This window comes from Streptomyces sp. NPDC059740, assembly GCF_042733155.1.
GTDB lineage: Bacteria > Actinomycetota > Actinomycetes > Streptomycetales > Streptomycetaceae > Streptomyces.
This window is the reverse complement of record NZ_JBHWGP010000045.1, coordinates 22,116-46,171: the sequence shown is the minus strand read 5'-3', so window position 1 is coordinate 46,171 and position 24,056 is coordinate 22,116. Positions and strand designations below refer to the sequence as shown.

At 73.6% G+C, this 24,056-nt stretch carries 9 protein-coding genes; 3 read left to right on the top strand and 6 right to left on the bottom strand.

Annotation, left to right across the window (positions count from 1 at the left end; all coding sequences use genetic code 11):
* Window positions 1-1,572, bottom strand: a 1,572-nt coding sequence (locus ACFV3R_RS30905; protein WP_385590039.1) for a type I polyketide synthase, incomplete at its 3' end; no start/stop codon positions are given.
* Window positions 1,573-1,594: 22 nt separating this feature from the next.
* Window positions 1,595-15,541, bottom strand: a complete 13,947-nt coding sequence (locus tag ACFV3R_RS30900) for a type I polyketide synthase (protein WP_385590037.1) — start codon at window positions 15,539-15,541, stop codon at window positions 1,595-1,597.
* A gap of 411 nt (window positions 15,542-15,952) precedes the next feature.
* Here ACFV3R_RS30900 and ACFV3R_RS30895 point away from each other — a divergent pair, with 411 nt between their 5' ends.
* The 3 genes from ACFV3R_RS30895 to ACFV3R_RS30885 are packed head-to-tail and all read left to right on the top strand — an operon-like array spanning window position 15,953 to window position 20,182.
* Window positions 15,953-16,306, top strand: a complete 354-nt coding sequence (locus ACFV3R_RS30895) for a hypothetical protein (protein ID WP_385590034.1) — start codon at window positions 15,953-15,955, stop codon at window positions 16,304-16,306.
* A complete protein-coding gene (locus tag ACFV3R_RS30890) occupies window positions 16,303-17,124 on the top strand; it encodes a class II aldolase/adducin family protein (RefSeq protein WP_385590032.1) in 822 nt (273 codons plus the stop codon). The genes ACFV3R_RS30895 and ACFV3R_RS30890 overlap by 4 nt, the downstream gene beginning before the upstream one ends.
* Before the next feature lie 34 nt (window positions 17,125-17,158).
* Window positions 17,159-20,182, top strand: a complete 3,024-nt coding sequence (locus ACFV3R_RS30885) for a non-ribosomal peptide synthetase (RefSeq protein ID WP_385590030.1) — start codon at window positions 17,159-17,161, stop codon at window positions 20,180-20,182.
* Window positions 20,183-20,481: 299 nt separating this feature from the next.
* Here ACFV3R_RS30885 and ACFV3R_RS30880 read toward each other — a convergent pair whose 3' ends face one another.
* Genes ACFV3R_RS30880 through ACFV3R_RS30865 form a run of 4 tightly spaced genes read right to left on the bottom strand, consistent with a single transcriptional unit; the run spans window position 20,482 to window position 23,879 of the window.
* Complete coding sequence (locus ACFV3R_RS30880; RefSeq protein ID WP_385590028.1) at window positions 20,482-21,693, bottom strand: amidohydrolase family protein; 1,212 nt, start codon at window positions 21,691-21,693, stop codon at window positions 20,482-20,484.
* Complete coding sequence (locus tag ACFV3R_RS30875; RefSeq protein WP_385590026.1) at window positions 21,690-22,829, bottom strand: MAB_1171c family putative transporter; 1,140 nt, start codon at window positions 22,827-22,829, stop codon at window positions 21,690-21,692. The genes ACFV3R_RS30880 and ACFV3R_RS30875 overlap by 4 nt, the downstream gene beginning before the upstream one ends.
* Window positions 22,826-23,347: a hypothetical protein gene (locus tag ACFV3R_RS30870; protein ID WP_385590024.1), complete on the bottom strand. Its 522-nt coding sequence runs from the start codon at window positions 23,345-23,347 to the stop codon at window positions 22,826-22,828. The genes ACFV3R_RS30875 and ACFV3R_RS30870 overlap by 4 nt, the downstream gene beginning before the upstream one ends.
* Complete coding sequence (locus ACFV3R_RS30865) at window positions 23,334-23,879, bottom strand: hypothetical protein (protein WP_385590022.1); 546 nt, start codon at window positions 23,877-23,879, stop codon at window positions 23,334-23,336. Before ACFV3R_RS30865 ends, ACFV3R_RS30870 begins: the two co-directional genes overlap by 14 nt.
* Between the last annotated feature and the right edge of the window lie 177 nt (window positions 23,880-24,056).

The window sequence follows — 24,056 nt, the reverse complement described above, 5'->3', positions numbered from 1 at the left end:
CGGACGACCCAACACCTCCTCCCGCAACCGACCCGCAAACTCCCCCAACCCCCCACCCGAACGCGCCGACAACACCCACACCGGAACATCACCCAAGGGCGCGGACGAGTCCGGGCGTTGCACGGTCGCCGGCTCATCGGCTGCCTGCCCGGCCTCCTCCACGGCCGCCTGGGCGGGTGTCCGGTCGGCGTCGGCCGGGGCGTCCTGCGGGGTGGGGGCCTCCTCCAGGACGACGTGGACGTTGGTCCCGCTCGCGCCGAAGGCGGAGACACCGGCCCGCCGCGGGCGGGCCGTGTCCGCCGGCCAGTCGACGGGCTCCTGGAGCAGGCGGACCTCACCCGCCGACCAGTCCACATGCGGGGTCGGCTCCTCGGCGTGCAGGGTCTTCGGCAGCAGTCCGTGCTGCAGCGCCATCACCATCTTGATCACACCGGCCGCTCCGGCGGCGGTCTGCGTGTGGCCGATGTTGGACTTCACCGAGCCCAGCCACAACGGCCGGTTTCCGGCCCGCTCCTGGCCGTAGGTGGCCAGGAGCGCCTGCGCCTCGATCGGGTCACCCAGCTCGGTGCCCGTACCGTGCGCCTCCACCACGTCCACATCGGAGGCCGACAACCGCGCGTCGGCCAGGGCCTCGCGGATCACCCGGCGCTGCGCGGGGCCGCTCGGCGCCGTCAGGCCGTTGGAGGCACCGTCCTGGTTCATCGCGCTGCCGCGGATGACGGCGAGCACCTGGTGGCCGTTGCGCTCGGCGTCCGAGAGGCGCTCCAGCAGCACCAGGCCGGCGCCCTCCGCCCACCCGGTGCCGTCGGCCCGCGCGGAGAACGCCTTGCAGCGCCCGTCGGAGGCGAGCCCCTGCTGCTTGGCGAAGTCGGCGAACATCAGGGGTGTGGCCATCACCATCACGCCGCCCGCCACCGCGAGCGTGCACTCACCGGCCCGTAGTGACCTGGTGGCGAGGTGGACGGAGACCAGCGCCGACGAGCACGCGGTGTCCACCGTCAACGCCGGTCCGTTCAGCCCGAGGGTGTAGGCGAGCCGGCCGGAGAGGACGCTGATGGCGCTGCCGGAGATCAGGTGGCCCTCGCCGCTGCCCGTCCCGCGGGAGATCCAGTCGTAGCCGGAGGCGGTGGCCCCGACGTAGACGCCGGTGCGGGAGCCGCGCAGCGTGGCCGGGTCGATGCCGGCCCGTTCCAGCGTCTCCCAGCACACCTCCAGCAGCACCCGCTGCTGCGGGTCCATCGCCAGCGCCTCACGCGGCGAGATCCCGAAGAACCCCGCGTCGAACCCGGCGGCGTCGTGCACGAACCCGCCCTGCCGCTCGTACCCGGTGGCGTGGGCCTCGGCCGGGTCCCAGCCGCGGTCGGAGGGGAAACCGCCCACTGCGTCCGTCCCCGACGCGACCAGGTTCCACAGCTCCTGCGGGCTGCGCACCCCGCCTGGGTAGCGGCAGCCCATGCCGACGACGGCGACGGGTTCGCAGTTCGCCGTCTCCAGCTCCCGCAGGCGCTCCCGGGTCTCGTGCAGGTTCGCAGTGACCTGCTTCAGGAAGTACCGGAGCCTGTCCTCGCTCACTAGTTCCACCTCGTTGCAGGGGTCATTGGATGCCGAATTCCTTGCCGATGAAGTCGAAGACCTCGTCGTCGTCCGCCGCCGCGAGCTGCTCGGCGACGTCGGGCCCGTCCGTCGCCCGTGCCCGGAGGCGCTTCCAGGTCGCCGTCAGGGCGTCCAGCCGGGCGGTGATGCGTGCGGCGGCCTCGTCGTCCGTGGGCTCTTCGCCGTCCGTCTGCTCCGTCAGGCCGGTCAGCAGCGACTCAAGCCGGTCCAGTTCGGCCAGGACGGGTGCCGGGCCGGTGCCCTCGTCCGCCTCGTCCGCAGGGCCCGCGAGGTGCCGCAGCAGGTGAGCGGCGAGGGCGTGTGCCGTCGGGTGCTCGAAGACCACGGTGGAGGGCAGCTTCGCTCCGGTGGCGGCGGCCAGCCGGTTGCGCAGCTCGATCGCGGTCAGGGAGTCGAAGCCGAGGTCGCGGAAGGCGCGTTCGGGGTCGATGTCTTCGGAGCCGGTGTGGTCGAGCACCCGGGCCGCCTCGGCGCGGACCAGGTCGACCAGCGCGTCCTCCCGTCGGGTCGGCGGGAGTTCGGCCAGCCGGCGGGTCAGGTCGGTGCCGCCTCCCTCGGCCTCGCCGTCCGCTCCCGGCCCCGGGTCGGCGACGGCCTCCGGCAGTTCGGCCAGCAGCGGACTGGGGCGGTGCAGGGTGAAGGCCGGGGCGAAGGCGCTCCAGTCGACGTCGGCGACGGTGACCAGGGTGTCGCCGCTGTCCACGGCCTGCCCGAGGGCGCGGAGGGCCACCTGCGGGTCCAGCTCGCGCAGCCCGTGCCGCACCGACCGGCCGGTGGCGCCGTCCTCCCATGGTCCCCAGGCCACGGAGGTGACCACCTGTCCGCGGGCGCGGCGCTGTTCGGCGAGCGCGTCCACGAAGGCGTTGCCTGCGGCGTAGCCGGGGACGAGGGCGCTGCCCCAGGTGGTGGCGACGGAGGAGAACAGCACGAAGGCGTCGAGGTCGAGGCCGGCTGTGAGCTCGTCGAGCCACTGTGCGCCGGCGGCGCGGGCGCCGGCGACCTCGGCCAGTTCCTCGGTGGTGGTGTCGGCCAGAGGGGTGGACTGACCGGCCCCGGCGGTGTGCACGACGCCGGTCAGTGCGGGGCCGTGGGCCGCCGTACGGCGCAGCAGGCCGTCGAGTTCGCTGCGCCGGACGCTGTCGCAGGCCGCGATGTCCACGGCGGTGCCGGTGGCGGCCACGTCGGCGGCGAGCGCGGCGAGCGCCTCGGTGCCTTCGGTGAGCGGACGGCCGGCGGCGAGCACGACGCGGTCGGCGCCGAGGGCGGCCAGCCAGCGTCCGACTTCGGAGCCGATGGCGCCGGTGCCGCCGGTGACCAGGACGGTGCCGCGGGGTTGCCAGCCGCCGGCTGGGGGCCGGGGGCGGCCGGCCCGCACCAGACGGCGGGCCAGGACGCCCTGCGGGCGCAGTGCCACCTGGTCCTCGCCGAGGCCGGCCAGCAGGGCGGCGAGCCTGGGCGCGGTGCCTCCGTCCCAGACGGCCGGCAGGTCGACCAGGCCGCCCCAGCGGTCGGGGTGCTCCAGGCCGGCCACCAGACCGAGGCCCCAGACCTGGGCCTGGTGGGGGCTGCCCGCCTCGTCAGGACCGGTGGCGACGGCACCGCGGGTGAGGACCCACAGCGGTGCGTCGGTGCCGGTGGTGCCCAGGGCCTGGACGAGCTCCAGCGTGGTGGCCAGTCCGCGGCTGAGGGCGGGGTGCCCGGTGTCGGGGTGGTACGGGGACTCGTCGAGGGCAAGCAGCGAGACGACACCGGCGAGGGCGGTGTGCCGGGTCAGACCGGCGGGGTCGTGGCCGTCCGCGACGAGGACTTCGGCGCCCCGGTCGGTCAGGGCGCGCGTGACCAGGTGGGCGGTCTCCGGGTCGGTGGACGCGCCGACGAGCAGCCAGGTGCCGGTGGGGGCCTTGGGGGTGGCCGGGTCGGGGACACGGGACCAGCTGACCCGGTAGCGCAGGTGGGCGAGGGCCGAACCGTCGCGCTCGCGGCGGCGGAACGTCGACAGGGCGGGCAACAGGCCGCCCACGGTGGTGTCCTCGACCTCGTCGAGGTCGAGCAGGGTGGCCAGGGAGCGTGCGTCGCCGCTCTCCACGGCGGTCCAGAACGCGGTCTCGCTCTCGGTCCCGTGCGTGCCCGTGGTGGCCCGGACGACCGTGTCGGGCCAGTAGCGGCGGCGCTGGAAGGCGTAGGTGGGCAGCGGCACGGTGGCGGCCCGGCGCAGTACCGCGGTCCAGTCGACGGCGACTCCGGCGGTGTGGGCCGCCGCCAGGGAGGCCAGCAGGCGGTCGGCGCCGCCGTCGTCGCGGCGCAGCGTCCCGGACACGATCGGTGCGTGTTCGGCCAGGGTGTCCCCGACGGGTCCGACCAGCACCGGGTGCGGTGAGACCTCCAGGAACGTCCGGTGTCCGGTCTCGCCCAGGATGCGTACGGCGCGTTCGAACTCGACGGCCTGCCGGAGGCTTGCGTACCAGTAGGCCGGGTCCAGTTCGGGACCGGTGAGCGTCTCCCCGTTCATCGCGGAGACCATCGGCACCTGACCCTCGCGGGGCGCGATGCCGTCCAGGGCGGTCAGGATCTCCGCACGCAACTCCTCCACGTGCGCGCTGTGGGAGGCGTAGTCCACCGGGACCACCCGGGTGCGCACCGACTCCGAGCAGGAGGCGGCCAACTCCCGCAGCGCCTCCGGCTCACCGGAAACCACGGTGGCCCGCGGGCCGTTGACCGCCGCAACCGACAGCCGGTCCCCGAACGAGGCGATCCACTCCCGCACGGTGACCGCGTCCTGCGCCACCGCCATCATCCCGCCACGCCCCGCCAGCGCCCGAAGCGTCCGACTGCGCAGCGCCACCACCCGCGCCCCGTCCTCCAGCGACAGAATCCCGGCCACCGTCGCAGCAGCGATCTCACCCTGCGAGTGACCCACCACCGCATCGGGACCAACCCCCGCGGCCTGCCACACCGCCGCCAACGACACCATCACCGCCCACAACGCCGGCTGCACCACATCCGCAGCCTCAAAGCCATGCAGCCCGGCCAGGACCTCGTCCAACTCCCAGTCCACGTGCGGCGCAAGGGCCCGGGCACACTCGGCCAACCGCGCCGCGAACACCGGCGACACCTCGGCCAGCTCCCGGCCCATGCCGACCCACTGGCTCCCCTGCCCAGGGAAGACGAACACCGTCCGGCCACTCCCGCCGGTGGGGACGAAGCCAGTGACCGCGGTGTCGGTGGGTTGCCCGGTCGCGACGGCGGCGAGTCCCGCTGCCAGTTCCTCGCGGTTGGCGCCGACCACGACGGCCCGGTGTTCGAACGTCGCGCGGGTGGTGGCCAGCGACCAAGCCACGTCCGCGGGCTCCAGCTCCGGCCGGGCCAGCACGTGCTCGCGCAGGCGGCCCGCCTGGGCCGCGAGACCGTCGGCGGAGCGGCCGGAGACCGGCCAGGCCACCGTGTCGGCGTCGAGGGCCCCCGGGGCGAGCAGCTCGTGCGGTTGCGTGTGCCCGGCCGCGGGCTCCTCGGGGGGTGCCTCTTCCAGGACGACGTGCGCGTTGGTGCCGCTGACGCCGAACCCGGAGACACCGGCGCGGCGCGGTCGGTCGCCCTTCGGCCAGTCCACGGGATGCTGCAGCAGCCGTACCTCGCCGGCCGACCAGTCGACGTGCGGGGAGGGCCGGCCGGCGTGCAGGGTGCGGGGCAGCAGACCGTGCTGCATCGCCAGTACCATCTTGATCACGCCCGCCACGCCCGCGGCGGCCTGGGTGTGGCCGATGTTGGACTTCACCGAGCCCAGCCACAGGGGCCGGTCCGCGGGCCGGTCCTGGCCGTAGGTGGCCAGCAGGGCCTGCGCCTCGATCGGGTCGCCCAGTTCGGTGCCCGTACCGTGCGCCTCGACGACGTCCACGTCGGCGGCGCAGAGGCCGGCGGCGGCCAGCGCGGCGCGGATGACGCGTTGCTGAGAGGGGCCGTTGGGGGCGGTGAGCCCGTTGGAGGCGCCGTCCTGGTTGACCGCGCTGCCGCGGACCAGTGCCAGCACCTGGTGGCCGTTGCGGCGGGCATCGGAGAGCCGCTCAACGGCCAGGACTCCCACGCCTTCGGCCATGCCCATGCCGTCGGCGCCGGCCCCGAAGGCCTTGCACCGGCCGTCGGCCGCCAGGCCGCGCTGCCGGGAGAAGCCGATCAGGTCGCGCGGGGTGGGCATCACGGTGACGCCGCCGACCAGTGCCAGTTCGCACTCTGCGGCGCGCAGCGCCTCGCAGGCCGTGTGCAGGGCGACCAGTGAGGAGGAGCAGGCGGTGTCCACGGTCAGGGCGGGGCCTTCCAGGCCCAGGAGGTAGGACACCCGTCCGGAGAGGACGCTGGTGGCGGTGCCGATCATCAGCTGGCTCTCCAGGCCGTTGCCGGTGTCGGCTCCGGCCTCCAGCCGGTCGTAGCCCGAGCCGAAGCCGCCGACGAACACGCCGGTGCGGGTGCCCCGCAGTGCGGTGGGGTCGATGCCGCCCTGTTCCAGTGCCTCCCAGACGGTCTCCAGCAGGAGTCGCTGCTGGGGGTCCATGGCCAGCGCCTCGCGCGGGCTGATGCCGAAGAAGGCGGCGTCGAAGTCGGGGGCCTCGTGGAGGAAGCCGCCACCGCGGACGTACAGGGTGCCGGGGTGGTCGGGGTCGGGGTCGTAGAGGTCGGCCAGGTCCCAGCCGCGGTCGGTGGGCAGGCCGGAGACGGCGTCTGCGCCGGCCGCGAGCAGTCGCCACAGCTCCTCGGGTCCGCGGACGCCGCCGGGGAGGCGGCAGCCCATGGCAACGACGGCCAGCGGCTCGTCCGGTACGGATCGGCCCGGGGTGGCCGGCCGGGTTCCGGCCGGGGCGCTGTCGGCCCCGACCAGTTCCTGGCGCAGGTGGGTGGCGAGGGCGCCCGGGTCGGGGTGGTCGAAGAGCAGGGTGGCGGGGAGCCTCAGGCCGGTGGCGCCGGCGAGCCGGTTGCGCAGCTCCACCGACGTCAGGGAGTCCAGGCCGATCTCGCTGAACGCCCGCCCGGGTGCGATCACGTCGGCGGTGGCGTACCCCATGACGGTGGCGGCCTCGTTGCGGATCAGCTCTTCCAGGAGGCGTTCCTGGTCGGTGCGGGTGAGATCGGCCAGGCGGTGTGCGAGGCTCGGTGCGCGGTCCTGGGCTGCGGCCTCGGTGGCGGCGGCCAGGGCCTGTGCCGCGGCCCGGATCTCCGGCAGGTCCCGCATCAGCGGAGCCCGGCGCAGCTGCTCGGGTCCCCGGGCGGTGGCCATCGCGGCGAAGTCCACGGCCATCAGGGAGAGCACGGGGTGCCGGGTGTCCTCGATGGCCTGCGCCATGGCGCGCACGGCGTCGTGGGGCTCCATCAGGACCTCCCACTTGTTGCGGGCCAACCGCTGACGGGCCCCTTCGCTGGCTTGTCCGACACCGCCGCCGGCCCAGGGGCCCCAGGCCAGCGAGGTGGCGGCCCGGCCGCGGGCCCGGCGCTGTTCCGCCAGGGCGTCGAGGTAGGCGTTGGCGGCGGCGTAGTTGCCCTGGCCACCGCTGCCGAAGGTGGCGGAGATGGAGGAGCACAGGACGAAGGCGTCCAGGTCCAGGTCCGCGGTCAGCTCGTCCAGGGCGGTGGCACCGGACGCCTTGCCGGCCAGGGTGTTCGTCAGGCGGGCGGGGTCGAGCCGGTCCAGGACGCCGTCGTCGAGGGCCCCGGCGGCGTGTACCACGGCTGACAACTGGGGTCCGGTGGCGGCGATGCGGTCCAGGAGTCCGGCCAGGGACGGCTTCCGCGCGGTGTCGCAGGTGACCACCTCGACGGGGGCTCCGCTTCCGGCAAGTTCGGCGGCGAGGCGGGCGGCGCCGTCGGCGGCGGGGCCGGAGCGGCTGGTGAGGACCACCCTGCGGGCGCCGCGGCCGGTCAGCCAACGGGCGGTGTGACCGCCGATGTGGCCGGTGCCGCCGGTGATCAGGGCGGTGCCGTGGGTGGCGAAACGGCCCCTGCCGGCGGGGGGTTTCGGGGCGTGGGCCAGGCGGCGCAGCCGGATTCCGGCGGGGCGGAGGGCGACCTCGTTCTCGTCGCGGGCGGCGAGGACGGCGGTCAGCCGGGTGGCGGCCCGTGCGTCGAAGTGTGCGGGCAGGTCGATCAGCCCGCCCCATCGGTCGGGGTGCTCTGCCGCGGCGGTGCGACCCAGGGCCCAGGTCTGGGCCTGGGCCGGGTCGGCGGGCGGTTCGTCGGGGCCGGTGGCGACGGCCCCGCGGGTGAGCACCCACAGCGGGGCGTCGGTGCGGGCGTCGCCGAGGGCCTGGACGGCGGTGAGGGTGGCGGCGATGCCGGATGCGACGGCCGGGTGGCCGGGCAGGGGGCTGGTGTCGAGGGCCAGCAGGGAGAGCACTCCGGTGAGGGCATCCTGTCCGACGGCCGCGCTGATGCGGGCGGCAAGGGCTGCGCGGTCGGGGTGGGCCGGGTCGACGTCGAGGACGAGCGTCCGGGCTCCGTGGTCGGCAAGGGCCCCGACGCACGGGTGCGGGGCCGTGCCGGCGGGGGTGAGCACCAGCCAGCGGCCGTCGAGTGCGGTGGGGGCCGGTTCGGCTCCTCGGGCCCAGTCGATGACGAACCGCCAGTCGTGCACGGCTGTTTCGGTGTACCCGGCTCGTTCGGCGGTGGCGTCCGGGGTCGTGGGGGCGGGGGCTGCGGCCGGTTCGAGCCAGTAGCGGGTGCGTTGGAAGGCGTAGGTGGGCAGTTCGGTCCGGGTGGCGGGGGGCAGCACGGCGCTCCAGTCCACCGGCAGTCCGGCCGTGTACGCCTCGGCCAGGGCGGTCAACAGGCGTCGGGCGTCGCCCTGTTCGCGTTCCAGGGTGCCGATGGCCAGCGGTGCGGGCAGGCCGGCGCCCTCCGTGGTCTCCACGACGGCTGCGGTGAGGACGGGGTGGGCGGAGACCTCGACGAAGCTGCGGTACCCCGAGCGCGCCAGAGCCTCCACCGCCTCCGCGAACCGCACCGTCTCCCGCACGTTCGCATACCAGTACCGCGCCCCCAACCGCTCACCCCCCACCCAGTCCCCCACCACCGTCGAGAAGAACGGCACCCTCCCCACCCGCGGCCGCACATGCCCCAACTCACCCGGCAACGACACCGCCAACGGCTCACACAACACCGAATGCGCCACAAAATCCGTCGCCGGAACCCGCCACCGCATCACCCGCCGCGCCCGCAACACCCGCTCGAACTCCACCAACGCCCCCGGCTCCCCCGACACCACCGTCGACACCGGACCATTCACCGCCGCCACCGACAACCGCTCCCCCCACGCCCCCAACAACCCCCGCACCTCACCCACCGGCATCACCACCGACAACAAACCACCCTCAACCCCCAACCCCACCAACGCCCGCGACCGCAACGCCACCACCGCAGCCCCATCCTCCAACGACAAAATCCCCGCCACCGTCGCCGCCGCAATCTCCCCCTGCGAATGACCCACCACCGCATCCGGAGTAACCCCCGCCGCCTCCCACACCGCAGCCAACGACACCATCACCGCCCACAACACCGGCTGCACCACATCCGCCGAACCCCACCCCACACCCACCGACTCCCCCACCAACACCGCCCGCACATCGAACCCCACCCACGGCTCCAACGCCGCCACACACTCCGCAAACCGCCCCGCAAACACCGGCGACTCCCCCAGCAACCGCCGCCCCATCCCCACCCACTGACTCCCCTGACCAGGAAAGACGAAGACGGTACGACCGTCTCGGGCGGTGCCGGTGACGGTGCCGGGAGCGGGCCGGCCGGTCATCACGGCGGTCAGGCCCCCGGTCAGCTCCGCGCGGTCGGTGCCGACCACCACGGCCCGGTGCTCGAAGCTGCTGCGGGTGGTGGCCAGGGACCAGGCCACGTCGGCCACCTCGGGCGCGTCCTCGGCGAGGACGTGCTCGCGCAGCCGGCCCGCCTGGCCGGCCAGCGCCTCAGGGCCCCGGGCGGACAGCGGCCACGCCGTCACCGCCACGTCCGCCGACAGCACCGGCGTCGCGTCCACGACGGGCGGTTCCGCCTCCGAGTGCTGTCCTGCCGAGTGCTGTTCGAGGATGACGTGCACGTTGGTCCCGCTCATCCCGAACGCCGAGACGCCTGCCCGGCGGGGAACGCCGGCCTCGGTCGTCCAGGGTCGTTCGCGGGTCAGCAGCCGCACCTGACCGCTGTCCCAGTCGATGTGCGGGGACGGCTCCTCGGCGTACAGGGTGCGCGGCAGCGTGCCGTGCCGCATCGCCAGCACCATCTTGATCAGGCCGGCGAGGCCGGCGGCGGTCTGGGTGTGCCCGATGTTGGACTTCGCCGAACCCAGCCACAGTGGCCGGTCCGCGGGCCGGTCCTGCCCGTAGGTGGCGAGCAGGGCGTGGGCCTCCACGGGGTCGCCGAGGGTGGTTCCGGTGCCGTGCGCCTCGACCGCGTCCACCTCGGCGGCGCCCAGCCCGGCGGCGGCCAGCGCGGCCCGGATGACCCGCTGCTGGGAGAGGCCGTTGGGAGCGGTCAGGCCGTTGGAGGCACCGTCCTGGTTGACGGCCGTCCCACGCACGACCGCCAGTACCGGGTGACCGTTGCGCAGGGCGTCCGAGAGCCGTTCGACCACGACGGTCCCGGCGCCCTCGGCCAGGCCCATGCCGTCCGCCGCGGCGCCGAACGCCCGGCACCGGCCGTCCGGCGACAGTCCCCGCTGCCGGGAGAAGCCCACGAACTGGGACGGGGTCGCCATCACCATCACCCCGCCCACCAGGGCCAGCCCGCACTCGCCGGAGCGGAGCGCCTGGCAGGCCAGGTGCAGGGCCACCAGCGAGGAGGAGCAGGCGGTGTCGATGGTCAGGGAGGGCCCTTCCAGGCCGAGGGTGTAGGAGACGCGCCCGGAGATGATGCTGCTGGCGTGGCCGGTCACGAGGTAGCCCTCGGAGGCGCCGTCGCCTTCGGGCAGGCCGGCGCCGTAGCCGGTGAGTGCGGCGCCGGCGAACACGCCGGTGGCGGAGCCGCGCAGCGATGCCGGGTCGATGCCGGCCCGCTCCAGCGCCTCCCAGCCGGTCTCCAGCAGCAAGCGCTGTTGGGGGTCGACGGCGACCGCCTCGCGCGGGTTGATGCCGAAGAACTCCGCGTCGAAGTCGGCCGCGTCGTGGAGGAACCCGCCGGAGTGGGTCAGGGACTTGCCCGGGCTGTCGGGGTCGGGGTCGTACAGGTCGGGGTCCCAGCCGCGCTCGGTGGGGAAGTCCGCGATCACGTCGGCACCGGACGCGAGCAGGTCCCAGTACTGGTCGGGCGTGGCCACGCCGCCGGGGAAGCGGCAGCCGATGCCGACGACGGCGATCGGCTCCTCCGGGTCGGCCGCGGGGGCCGGGCCGGGAGCGGCGGCGGTGGTCGCGGTGCCGAGCAGTTCGGCGGCCAGGTGGGCGCCGAGGGCCGCCGGTGTCGGGTGGTCGAAGACGATGGAGGAGCGCAGTCTCAGGCCGGTGGCGGCGGACAGCCGCTTGCTGAGGTCCACTGCGGTCAGGGAGTCGAAGCCGAGGTCGCGGAAGGCGCGGCCGGCGGGTACGTCCTCGGCGGCACGGTGCCCGAGAGCTGCGGCGGCGTGGTCGCGGACCAGTTGGGCTGCGAGGCGTTCGCGCTCCGCGGGGGTGGCGGCGGCGAGGCTGCGGGCCAGGTCACCGGCCGCGCCGCTACGGGGAGCGGGGCCGGGCTCGCCGGCGTCGAGCGCCTGGTGTGCCTCGGGGATGCGCTCCAGCAGGGAGCGGGAGCGGGCCGCGGTGAACACCGGCGCGAAGCGTGACCAGTCCATGTCGGCCACGGCGAGGTACGCGCCGACGGCGGCGCCCTCGTCGAGGATGCGGCCCAGGGCGTCGAGGGCGGGACCGGCCTGCAGGAAACGTGTGCCCTGGGCGCGCAGGGAGGAGGGGGTGACGGTGCCGGGGGCGTGCGACGCGGCGGCGTCGACCGCGTCCCAGTCGCGGGTGTTCCAGATGCCCCAGCCCAGGGAGAGCGCGGAGCGGCCGCGGGCGCGGCGCTGTTCGGCCAGGGCGTCGAGGTGTGCGTTGGCGGCGGCGTAGACGCCGTGCTCGTTGCTGCCCCAGGCCGCGGCTATCGACGAGAACAGCACGAAGTCGTCGACCCCGCCGGCGAGTTCGTCGAGGATGTCGGCGCCCACGGCCTTGGCGGCGAGGGCGGTGGCCAGGCCGTCGAGGTCGGTGTCCTCGATGCGGGTGAGGTGGAAGACGTTGGCGGCATGCACGATCGTGCTCAGCGCCGGGCCGGTGGCGTCGATGCGCTCCAACAGCGCGGCTACTTCGCTGCGTTCGGCGATGTCGCAGGTGACGAGGTCGACGGCGGTTCCGGCGCCGGCAAGCTGGGCGACGTGGGAGGCGAGTGCGGGTGTCGGACCGGAGCGGGTGGGCAGCACCAGGCGCGGCGCCCCGCGCCCGGCCAGCCAGGGACTGAGGTGCAGGCCGATGGAGCCGGTGCCGCCGGTGACGAGCACGGTGCCGCGGGGCGCCCAGCGGGTCGGTTCGGGCGTGGCGGTGGGACGACGCGGTGCGCGTTCCAGACGGCGGCCCAGCAGCCCGGCGCCGCGGACGGCGACCTGGTCCTCCCGGCCGTCGGCGAGCGCCGAGACCAGGTGGGTGGCGGCTCGTTCGTCGAGCCTCTCGGGCAGGTCGACGAGGCCGCCCCAGCGGTCCGGGTGTTCCAGGCCGGCCACCCGGCCCAGTCCCCAGACCTGAGCCTGTACGGGGTCGGCCGGCGGTTCGCCGGGGCCGGTGGACACCGCCCCCCGGGTGGCGGCCCACAGCGGCGCGCCGACACCGGCGTCACCCAGGGCCTGCACCAGGGCCATCGTCGCGGCGACGCCTCGGGGGACGGCGGGAGCCCCGGGCAGCTGCCCGCCGTCGAGTGCGAGCAGTGAGAGGACGCCTGCCGGGGCGCCGTCGGTGCAGGCGGCCGAGACCAACTCGGCGAGGGCGGAGCGGTCGACGGTGTCGGTGCGCAGCACGACGGTCCGGGCGCCGTGCGCGGTGAGGGCTCGCACGCAGTCGTCCGGGTCGGTCGCCGCGGTCATGACGAGCCAGGTGCCGCTCAGCGAGGCGGGGGGCGCGGCGGGGAGGGGCTGCCAGGCCGTGCGGTAGCGCCACGTCTCGTCCGGGGAGGCGGGTGCGGTGGCCACAGGCTCGGCCCGCCGGGGCCAGTAGCGGCGGCGTTGGAAGGCGTAGGTGGGGAGGTCGACGGTGCTGCCGCGCCCCAGCACGGCGGCCCAGTCCACCGTCACACCTTGGGTGTGGGCCTCGGCCAGGGAGGTGAGGAGCCGGTCGGCCCCGCCGTCGTCACGCCGCAGCGTGCTCACCACCACCGGGGCCTGTTCCACCAGGCTGTCCGAGACGGCCATGGTGAGCACGGGGTGCGGCGAGACCTCGACGTAGGTTCCGTGCCCCCGGTCGGCGAGAGTGCGGACCGCCCGCTCGAACTCGACCGTCTCGCGCAACGAGGCATACCAGTAGGCCGCGTCCAGCTCCGGACCGGTGAGCGTCTCGCCACTCATCGCCGAGACCATCGGCACCTGACCCTCGCGGGGCGCGATGCCGTCCAGGGCGGTCAGGATCTCCGCACGCAGTTCGTCCACGTGCGCGCTATGCGAGGCGTAGTCCACCGGGACCATCCGGGTGCGCACCGACTCCGGGCAGGAAGCGGCCAACTCCCGCAGCGCCTCCGGCTCACCGGAAACCACGGTGGCCCGCGGGCCGTTGACCGCCGCAACCGCCAACCGCTCCCCGAAACCGGCGATCCGCTCCCGCACGGTGGCCGCGTCTTCCGCCACCGCCATCATCCCGCCACGCCCCGCCAGCGCCCGAAGCGTCCGACTGCGGAGCGCCACCACCTGCGCCCCGTCCTCCAGCGACAGGATGCCGGCCACGGTCGCAGCAGCGATCTCACCCTGCGAGTGACCGACCACCGCATCGGGACCAACCCCCGCGGCCTGCCACACCGCAGCCAACGACACCATCACCGCCCACAACGCCGGCTGCACCACATCCGCAGCCTCGAAGCCATGCAGCCCGGCCAGGACGTCGTCCAACTCCCATTCCACGTACGGCGAAAGGGCGCGACCACACTCCGCCAACCGCGCCGCAAAGACCGGCGAAGACTGGGCCAGCTCCCGGCCCATACCGACCCACTGACTCCCCTGACCCGGGAAGACGAACACCGTCCGGCCCGGGCCTTCGGGCAGGGCCTCGCCTGTGACGACCGCCGGGTCCGTCGCCCCTTCGGCCAGGGCGGTCAGGGCCTGGAGGGGGCTGGGGCCGAGCAGGAGCGCCCGGTGCTCGAAGGTCGACCGTGTGGTGGCCAGAGTCCAGGCCACGTCGGCGGGCTCCAGCTCCGGCCGGGCCAGCAGGTGGGCGCGCAGCCTGCCCGCCTGGGAGGTGAGCGCGGCCGAGGAGCGCGCGGAGAGCAGCCACGCCGTCGCATCTGTCAGCACCGGCGCGGCCGGGGTTCCCAGTGCCGCGTCCGGCTGCTCCGGGTCCGCCTCGGTGGCGGGGGGCTCGGCCACGACCATGTGCACGTTGGTGCCGCTGATGCCGAAGGCGGAGACGGCGGCCCGTCGCGGGCGCTCGCCCGCGGTCCACGGCACCGGCTCGCGCAGCAACCGCACCTGCCCTGCTGCCCAGTCCACACGTTCCGACGGCTGCTCGGCGTGCAGCGTCGGTGGCAGCATGCCGTGCTGGAGCGCCATCACCATCTTGATGACGCCCGCCACGCCGGCGGCTGCCTGGGTGTGCCCGATGTTGGACTTGACCGATCCGAGCCACAGCGGCCGGCCCTCGGGCCGGTCCTGGCCGTAGGTGGCAAGCAACGCCTGTGCCTCGATCGGGTCGCCGAGGGTCGTCCCGGTGCCGTGCGCCTCGACCGCGTCCACGTCGGCGGCGGTGAGGCGGGCAGCGGCGAGTGCGGCTTGGATGACGCGGCGTTGCGAGGGGCCGTTGGGGGCGGTCAGTCCGTTGGAGGCGCCGTCCTGGTTGACCGCGCTGCCGCTGATCACCGCCATGACCCGGTGGCCGTTGCGCCGGGCGTCGGAGAGACGTTCCAGCACCAGCATGCCGGCGCCCTCGCCCCAGCCGGTGCCGTCGGCCTGGTCGGAGAACGGCTTGCACCGGCCGTCCGCGGCCAGGCCCTGCTGCCGGGCGAACTCCCGGAAGAGCACCGGGGTGGACATCACCGTGACACCACCGGCCAGGGCCAGCGTGCACTCCTCGGCCCGCAGCGCCTGTGCGGCCAGGTGCAGTGCCACCAGGGAGGAGGAGCAGGCGGTGTCGACCGAGATCGAGGGGCCTTCGAGGCCGAGTGTGAAGGAGATCCGTCCGGACAGCACGCTGTTGGCGGTGCCGGTGAGCAGGTGACCGGTGGCGTCCGCGAAGTCCATGCGCTCGCCGGTGGCGTAGCCGGCGGACGAGGAGTAGAGACCGGCGAAGACGCCGGTGCGTGAGCCGCGCAGCGAGGCCGGGTCGATGCCGGCCCGCTCCAGGGCTTCCCAGGCGGTCTCCAGCAGCAGACGCTGCTGCGGGTCCATCGCCAGTGCCTCACGCGGCGAGATCCCGAAGAAGTCGGCGTCGAAGTCGGCTGCGTCGTGGAGGAACCCGCCCTGGCGGGTGGCGGGGCCGGGGAGGTCCGGGTCGTCGAGGTGTTCGGCGTCCCAACCGCGGTCGCCGGGGAAGGCGGAGACGGCGTCCACGCCGCCGGCCACCAGCTGCCACAGTTCCTCGGGGCCGGTGACGCCTCCGGGGTAGCGGCATCCGATGCCGACGACGGCCACGGGTTCGTACCTGCGCTCGGAGACCTCCCGCAGCTGCTTGCGGGTGGTGCGCAGGCTGGCGGTCACCATCTTGAGATAGTCGCGAAGCTTCTCTTCGTCCGCCATTTCCCTACCATTCCAAGATCATCGGAATTTTCGCCGTCAACACCCGTGGACTGGTCTGAATACTGCGTGGCAGCGGATCTCCCACTACTTCGGCCCGGAGGGTACTACGAGTCGGCGATCTTTCCGCCACCTCGTTCAAATGCCGCCCGGCGGCGGTTGGACAGCTGCGGCCGACAACTCCACCCGCCGCCGTGAACCGCACCGCGTGCGAGTGGTCGGGGAACGCGAACCGGAGGCCGGTGGAGCGCGCCGGCCCGGCGTCAGGGGCGGTGTCCAACTGCGGCGTTCGCCAATTGATGGGTGAAAACCGGACTGCTAGCCTCGGCCGGGCACGTCAAAGGCCGATCAGAATGCCTTGATGCCCGATTTACCTGAAGTACATTCCGAGCGCTGGACGAGGAGTGACGGACAGTGGGTTACAAGTTCTCGCTGGTTCTCAATCGAGAAGTAACCGAGCAGGAAACGGTGAAGCTGAAGGAAATCGCCTGCGGGAACGCTGCTTTCGACAGTGACACGCTGCCGACCGATGCGTCCGTCGCGGTCACCCGAATAGATTTCGACGACACGGTCTCCCCCACCCTCGCCGAGGCCATCGAAGCCGGCATGCAGGCGGTCAAGCAGCTGCCCGAGCTGGAGATCCCCGGCCTCAGCGTGCCCGCCCAGCCCGCGGGCCCCGTCACCGAGACGGACGAGGCGGTGACCGCCGAGGCCACCGGGCCCGAGGGCACCGCGGCGGAGAAGGCGGAGAGCAAGGCCGCGTCGTGACCGCCAGAGAAGAACTGTCGATCGAGAACCTGAGGCCGATCCCGGAGAAGGAACTGCTCTCCCGCTACCGGCCGGTCTCCCCCGAGGGCTACCAGGACCCGGCCGAGGAGCGCCGCTACCGCAAGGAGCGCCTCGCGGCGGCGCTGCGACTGTTCGGCCACTTCGGCTTCGACGAGGGCGTCGCCGGCCACATCAGCGCGCGCGACCCGGAGTACCCGGACCACTTCTGGGTCAACCCGTTCGCCGTCCCCTTCTCCCACGTGCGCGTCAGCGACCTGCTGCTGGTGGACGAGGAGGGGAACGTCGTCAAGGGCGAGTACCTGGTGAACAAGGCCGCGTTCGTCATCCACTCGTGCATCCACCGGGCGCGTCCCGAGGTCGTCGGCGTCGCCCACGCGCACTCCATGCACGGCAAGGCGCTGTCCGCCACCGACCAGCGGATCGAGCCCCTCACCCAGGACGCCTGCGTCTTCCACGACGACCACTCCGTCTTCGAGGAGTACACCGGACTCGTCAACGACCTGGCCGAGGGGCGGCGCCTGGCGCAGACGCTCGGTTCGCACAAGGCGATGATCCTGCGCAACCACGGCCTGCTGACGGTGGGCAACTCGGTGGACTCGGCGGCGTACTGGTTCGTCGCCATGGAACGCTCCGCCCAGGCACAGCTGTTGGCCAAAGCCGCCGGTACGGCGCTGCCCATCCCGCCGGAGTACGCCAAGTTGACGTATGAACAGTCCGGCATGGACCAGGGCGGGTGGATACAGTTCCAGCCACTGTTCGAGTACATCGCTCGAAGAGAACCGGACCTGTTCGACTGATCGCCGCAGGCGAGTCGGAGAGAGCGAGGAGCCCATGACCCAGCCTCCCTGCGACACCGGTCACGGTGTCTTCCAACGGCCGATATCCCCGACCGAGTGGTGGTTCCTCGCCCACCCCGACGCACTCAGCCCCACCATCGGCATCGTGGTGGAGGGCGACGGGACGATCGGGTACGAGCGTCTGGCGGAGGCCGTCGCCGTCGCCTCCGCGGCCTGTCCGGGTGCCCGCCTCGTCCACACCGAGCAGACCTGGGTCGACGGCGGCGCCCCGCCGCCGGTGGTGGTGCTCGACACCGGTTCGCGCCCGGTCGACCTGGCGAACCTCCCGGAGCTGCAGGCACCGCTGTCCGGGCCGGACGTCCCGTTCTGCCAGGTCCTCCTGGTGCGGGGCGCCACCACGGCGGTGGCCTTCCGCGCCCACCACGCGGTGATGGACGCCCGGGGCGTGCTCATGTGGGCCAGTGACGTCTTCCGGGTGCTGCGCGGGGAGGCACCGGTCGGCGCACCGGACCCGGTCAGCGACAAGGACGTCTACGAGCAGGCGCTGGACTCGCAGAAGCTGCTCCTGCCGCTGCACGACAAGCCCTCCATCCTCGGTCCCTGCGAACCGACCGACCCCTCGCGGTCGGTCTGCGCACGACGCACCGTGCAGGGCACCGACCCCGGCCTCGTGGCGCGGCTCGCGGTGATGCTCGCGGAGCTCGTCGAAGCCGACCGGCCGGCGGTGTTCTACGTCCCCATCGACCTGCGCCACTCCGTCCCGGGGGTGCGCAGCACCGCCAGCCTCGCCCTGGGGCTCAACGTGGAGGTGGCCCGGGGTGACACCTGGCAGGCCGTCCACGAGCGGCTGTTGCGTGGGGTGAAGGACTGCGAGCACCTGCGGAACGTGCCCCCGGCCGAGCTGATGGAGAACCCGCTGCCGACGCTCGGCGAGGGCATCACCACCATCGACCGGACGGCCCGCGGCAAGGAGTCCTTCCCCACGGACGCGGGTCTCTCGCACGTGGGCCGGGTGGACCTGGAGCTGCTGGAGGCACCCGGTTTCAGCGCCCGGACCGCGTTCGTGCTGGCCCGTCCCGTGCCGACCAGTGCCCCCGAGCTGAACCTGCTGGAGGTCGGGCGGCACACCGAGATCACCCTGTCCTGGTGGGACGGCGCGGTGACCGCGGAGCGCGTCGAGGCCCTGCTGGACCGTGTCGAGGAGGAGCTCTCGCCGGCCGCGCACCGGAACTGGGCGGGCAACGACACCGCCGTGGCCCCCGTGGACCGCACCGACGTCGTCAGCCGCTTCCTGCGCCGCGTCGAGGAACGCCCCGACGCACCCGCCCTGGAGGGGCCTGACGAGCACCTGACCTACCGCGAGCTGGAACGCCGCACCGCCGCGGTGGCCGCCGAACTCCGAAGACGCGGGGTCGGTCCGGAGACGGTGGTCGGCGTCCTCGGCGACCGCTCCGTGGCCGCGCTGGTCGGGGTGTGGGGGGTGCTCCGGGCGGGCGGGGCCTACCTGCCGCTCGACGCGCGCAACCCCGACGCACGTATCGCCGACATGCTGGCCGACGCGGGTGCGCCGGTCTGCCTGACGCAGCGTCCGTACCAGGAGCGGGACTGCTTCCCCGACGGTTGCACCCCCCTGACCGTCGAAAGTTTCCGGGAGGTGCGGGACGCGGTCGTGGTGGACCCGGAGATCCCCGACGACCGGCTCGCCTACGTGATCTACACCTCCGGCTCGACGGGGCGCCCCAAGGGCGTCGAGGTCGAACACGGCAGCCTGCGCAACTTCGTGGACTGGGCCGTGCGCGACTTCGGCCTGGACACCGCGACCCGCATGCCGCTGCTGGCCTCCCTGGGTTTCGACGTCGCGGCCAACAGCATCTACCTGCCGCTGCTCTCCGGCGGCACGGTCCTGCTCCGGCCGGCGGACATCAGCCCGGCGATGCTGCGGGAGGTGCTGCTCGACTCCGGCGCCGACTCCCTCACCCTCACCCCCTCGCACCTGGCGCTGGTCAACCGGCTCGGGCTCCGTCCGGCGGGCTTCCGCAGCGTGGTGGTGATCGGGGAGCAACTGCACACGGCCACCGCCCGCGAGGCGCGCGAGGTGTTCGGACCGGACTGCGCCATCGTCAACACCTACGGCCCCACCGAGGCCACCGTGATGATGACCGAGCACTGGTTCGACGCCGAGACCGACACCGGCACCGTGGTGCCCATCGGGGTGCCCACGGACAACTGCACGGTCCACCTGCTCAGCGCGCACGGCCGGTTCGTCGCCGAAGGCGAGTCCGGGGAACTGTGCATCGGCGGGGCCCAGCTGGCCCGCGGCTACCGGGGGCGGCCCGACCTCACCGCGCAGCGCTTCGTCCGGCTCGCCGACGGAACCCGCGTCTACCGCACGGGCGACGTGGCCCGCCTCCTCCCCAGTGGTGAACTGGAGTTCGAGGTCCGTATGGACGACCAGGTGAAGATCCTCGGCCACCGCGTCGAGCCCGGTGAGGTCGCCCAGGCACTCAAGTCGCACCCGGCCGTCGCCGACGCCCTGGTCGCCGCGCGCACGGCCGGCGACCACAAGGCTCTGGCCGCCTACGTGGTGAGCGCCGCGGAGGTGACCACCGAGGAGATCACCGCACACCTCTCGGCCACCTTGCCGACCTACATGCTCCCCGCTGCCACGGTCTTCGTCGACCACATACCGCACACGCTGAACGGCAAGGCCGACCTGCGGGGGCTGCCCGACCCGTTCGCGCAGCCGCTGCCGGTGGCGGGCGCGACCGCCGGCCCCGGGGAGCGCGGCCTCCTGGAGAGCGCGGTCGCCCTTGTCTGGGCAGAGGTCCTGGGCAGTCCCCACGAACTGATCACCCGTGACGCGGGCTTCCACGACCTCGGTGGCAACTCCCTGGAGTTCCTGACCATGCTCGCCTCCGTGGCGAACCGGATCGTGGGCGAGGAGGGCCGGGACCGGTTCGACGCCATGCTCGGCCGGATCGTCCGCGAACCCACGCTCGCCCGGGTGGCCGCCTGCGCCCGCGAGGCCAGGGAGCCGGCCACCCTGCTCACGGCCTGAGAGGGTGGGCGGCTCCGGACCGGCCGGCCGCCCACCCGCAGCCCCGAGGACAGCGGTCGTCCCCTGCCGACCGCGCCGGGTCCGGGGCGGTGCCGCCCCGCACCACCCCGGACCCGGGACCCGGCTGTCCGAGCCCGCCGCGCCCAGGACCTGACCTCGCCTTCCCGTGACCGCCCCGAGCTCAGCCGCGCGACCTCGGTGGCCGCTCGCACCGCGTCGCCGGGCAGCCCGCTCACGGGACGTACTCGCAGCGCGCGACCTGGTACCGCGAGGCAGTGCCGGATACGGGAGAGGAGGGCCTAGAAGGCCGTCTGCGGGGTGATGACGCGCCGCACCTCGCGCAGGGCGGCCAGATCGGTGAGCGGGTCGCCGTCGACGACCAGGATGTCGGCCCTCCTGCCGGGTGCCAGCGTCCCGGTGTCCGTGAGGCCGAGGGCGTCCGCCGCGTGCACCGTGGCCATGTCCAGCACCTCCGCGGTGCTGAACCCCAGGGAGACGAAGAACTCCAGCATGCCCGCGTAGTCCCCGAAGTGCGCGCCCGGGACCCCGGCGTCGGTACCGGCGATGAAGCGGACCCCGGCGTCGCGCATCCCCCGGATGATGCGGCACATCGACTCGGCCCGCTCGGCACCCAGTTGCTCCAGGAACAGCCGCCAGTCACCCGAGACGCAGCGGCAGACGTAGGTGCCGTCCTCAGCCATCCGGCGGATGGTCTCCTCGTCTGGCACCATGCCCTCGGCGGTGCGCCAGGAGCAGTGCTCGACGGTGCGCACCCCGGCCGCGACGCAGTGCCCGATGGTGTCGGTGCCGTGGGCGTGCGCGGCAACCGCCAGCCTGTGGCGTGCGGCCTCCTGGACGATCAACCGGAGTTGGTCCTCGGTGAACTGCGCCTCCCACATCCGCGGGCCGCCCGGAGTGAGGGCTCCTCCCGAGGCCATCACCTTGATCAGGTCGGCCCCGGCCGCCGCGTTGCGCGCGATGCGGTCCCGGATGGCTTCCTCGGTGGCCACCTCGCCGCCGAGGAAGCCGCAGTGACCGCCGGGCGAGGTGAGTGGTGTGGTCGCGGCGACGATGCGGGGGCCGGTCACGGAGCCCGCGGCGACGGCGTCCCGCAGCCGGACGGTGAGGGCGTCCCGGTCGCCCAGGTCCCGCACCGTCGTCACGCCCGAGGCGAGGAGGTGACCGGCACGCTCGGCCATCGCGGTGGCCAGCTCGTGCGGATCGGCCTCGGCCACGTTGCGGATCGGGTCGGGGCCCGAGTCGAAGGAGAGGTGGACGTGGCAGTCGATCAGGCCGGGCAGGACCGTGGCACCGGGGTGGTCCAGACGGCGCACTGCGCTACCGGCTGCGGCCTCGACCTCGCGGACCGGCCCGACCGCGGTGATCCGGCCGGACTCCACGAGGACGGCACCGTTCCGGGTCACTTGCCCGTCGGGGCCGGTGAGCACACGGTCGGCGACTATCAGGGTCGCGTTGCCACTGCTCGCAGTGGCGGGGGCGGAGGCGGTCACGCTGTCCTTTCCCGCAAGGCGTTGGAGAGGGTGATGAGTTCCCGGGCGTCGGCGGCCAGGTCGTTGCCCACCGGCGAGGAGATCCGGACGGCGGTGTAGGCCGGGTCGGCCTCCTGGTCCGCCGCCTTCATCGCGACGGCCTTGGGGAGGTGCTGGGCGAGCCGGTCGGCACTGCCGCGTTCGAGGTCCTCGTCCGGCGCGACCCGGGCCAGGTACGGGCTGATCCGCACCAGGCCGTCCCGGCACTCGATGACCCGGCGGTAGAACCGCTGTTCCTGGTTGCGGCGCTGCAGCAGCCGCCGCCACACGGAGGTGTCCGGTGTCCGGTCCAGCACCAGCTCCGGGTAGGCGGCGGTGAGAGCGGTCCAGAGCGGGTCGAGTTGGCGGCACAACCGCCGGTGGTGGAGGTAGGACCGTGACCGGGCCACCAGTTGGGCACCGCCCGAGCAGCACACGCCGAGGAGGACGAGGTACTGCGACCAGTTGGTCAGGTTCCAGTTGGCCGTGTTGAAGCCCGCGTGCCCCGTCGGGTCGTCGATGCGCAGGAACACCCAGGTGATGCGGCCCAGGGAGGTGAGGGTGAGCCCGAGGAGTCCCAGGCCCATGGCCCACAGGCCGAGCCGGAGGTGGCGGAAGGTCCGGCGTGCGTAACGCAACGCCCACGCCGCGGAGACCAGGTAGGCGTAGACGAAGTAGGCGTTGCCGACGAGGTAGAACGCGGCGATGGTCACACGCCCCATGTCGGGCGTGGTGAGGGTGTGGCCGCGCAGGGCGGCGGGGGTCGCCACCATCACCGCGACGGACACGAGTTGAACGGCGGCGAGCAGGGCCACGTTGACGCGCCGAAGCCGGCTGGAGCGGCCGGCGCCCCGTACGGCGGAGGTGAAGAAGAAGATCAGGGCCAGCAGGCCCGCCATGTAGATCGCGTTGAACACGATCTTCCCGACGCCCGTCGTCGTGGCGCCGTCGATCGCCGCGGTGGCGGCCGGCAGGCTCAGGCTCTCCCCGACGGCGAGCAGGGCGAGGCAGGCGAAGAGGGCTCGCAACGCCCGGTCGTAGGGGGCCCGCAGCAGGTCGAAGCCCTTCCAGAGCGCGCCGACGGTCATGAGCAGAATGGCGATGAGCTGGAAGGTCACAGCCACCCCCACCGCGGGTTGAGCGCAGACCGCAGCGGGCGCAGTTCCGGGTCCTCGGCGCCCCGCGGGGTGACGTAGTCGATCACCACCGCCCACTCCTGGATGATGGTCGCCACCAGCTCCGCCTCCCGTTCGTAGTCCTCGGCGTAGCAGGTACGGCGGAAGCCCCGGGAGGACCCGTCGCCGGAGAAGTCGGGCCCGAGGTCGGGGAGGGCGCCGGCGTCCGTGTTGTCGTCCTGGTGGTCGGCGAGGATGTGCCCGATCTCGTGCAGGATGATGTGGTCCTGGTGCACCCGCGTCGTCTCCTCCTGGTAGAAGACGACCTCCTCGTGCGGCCGGGACATCCACAGGCCGAACGGTCCGGGTATGGGCAGCGCCCACGGGACCAGGCGGATCGGCCGGCCCCGGTGATCCCCGATCCGCCGGCACAACTCCTCGACGCGCAACGGGGGCTCGATGTCCAGCTCCCGCAGCAGACGCCGGCAGCGGCGACGCAGCTCTCGTTCACGAACGGCCACGTTGGTCCCTCCCGCCTTCCGCCCGGGACGGGGCCGACGGCTCCGCTGCGCCGTCGCGCGGCACGGGAACGCCGTCCTCCTCCTGGTCGAAGGACTCGATCATTCTGAGCAAGTGGCCCCGCATGGCGGGCGTCATCTCACCGGCCCGCATCGCGATGGCCCGTACCTGGTGGTCCGCCAGCCACTGCCGCAGCAGTTCGTCCTCGCCGGCCGCCGGCTTCTGAGCGGCGACCAGCTGCTGCACGCTGATCGGTGACGTCCTGGGGGGACGCCGGTCGTCGAAGAACTTGGCCAGTCCTTCGAGGACGGCCAGGGAGGGGTTGGTGTGCGAGCCGTTGCGCAGCATTGCCAGGTAACTGCGGGACAGGGTCGCCGGATGCGTCGGGTCGGCGGTCACCGCCTTCGCCACCTCGGCGGTCGAGTACTCGCGCTCCCGGCCCTTGGCGTCCGTCCAACACACCTGCGCGAAGAGTCTGTTGAGTCTCTCCGCCAGAGGGCCCTGCCCTCGCCTCTCGTCACTGCCGGCCGCCATGACCACGCTCCCCGTGCCGCTTCGACCTCGCGTTGTCACGGTCAGGATGGCACACCTCGAACGTGTGCCGGATGGGACGGGTGGTACCGGGGGTTGACCCGGCGTGCGGCAACCCTCCAATATATTGGACATCTTCCCCGTCCGGGGAGCGGGGTGGGACGGGGGTCCACCCCGCTC

Excerpts from the sequence above, each read along its gene's own strand:
- ACFV3R_RS30900 (WP_385590037.1), bottom strand. The coding sequence starts at position 15,541 with ATGGCGGACGAAGAGAAGCTTCGCGACTATCTCAAGATGGTGACCGCC.
- ACFV3R_RS30885 (WP_385590030.1), top strand. The coding sequence starts at position 17,159 with ATGACCCAGCCTCCCTGCGACACCGGTCACGGTGTCTTCCAACGGCCG.
- ACFV3R_RS30865 (WP_385590022.1), bottom strand. The coding sequence starts at position 23,879 with ATGGCGGCCGGCAGTGACGAGAGGCGAGGGCAGGGCCCTCTGGCGGAG.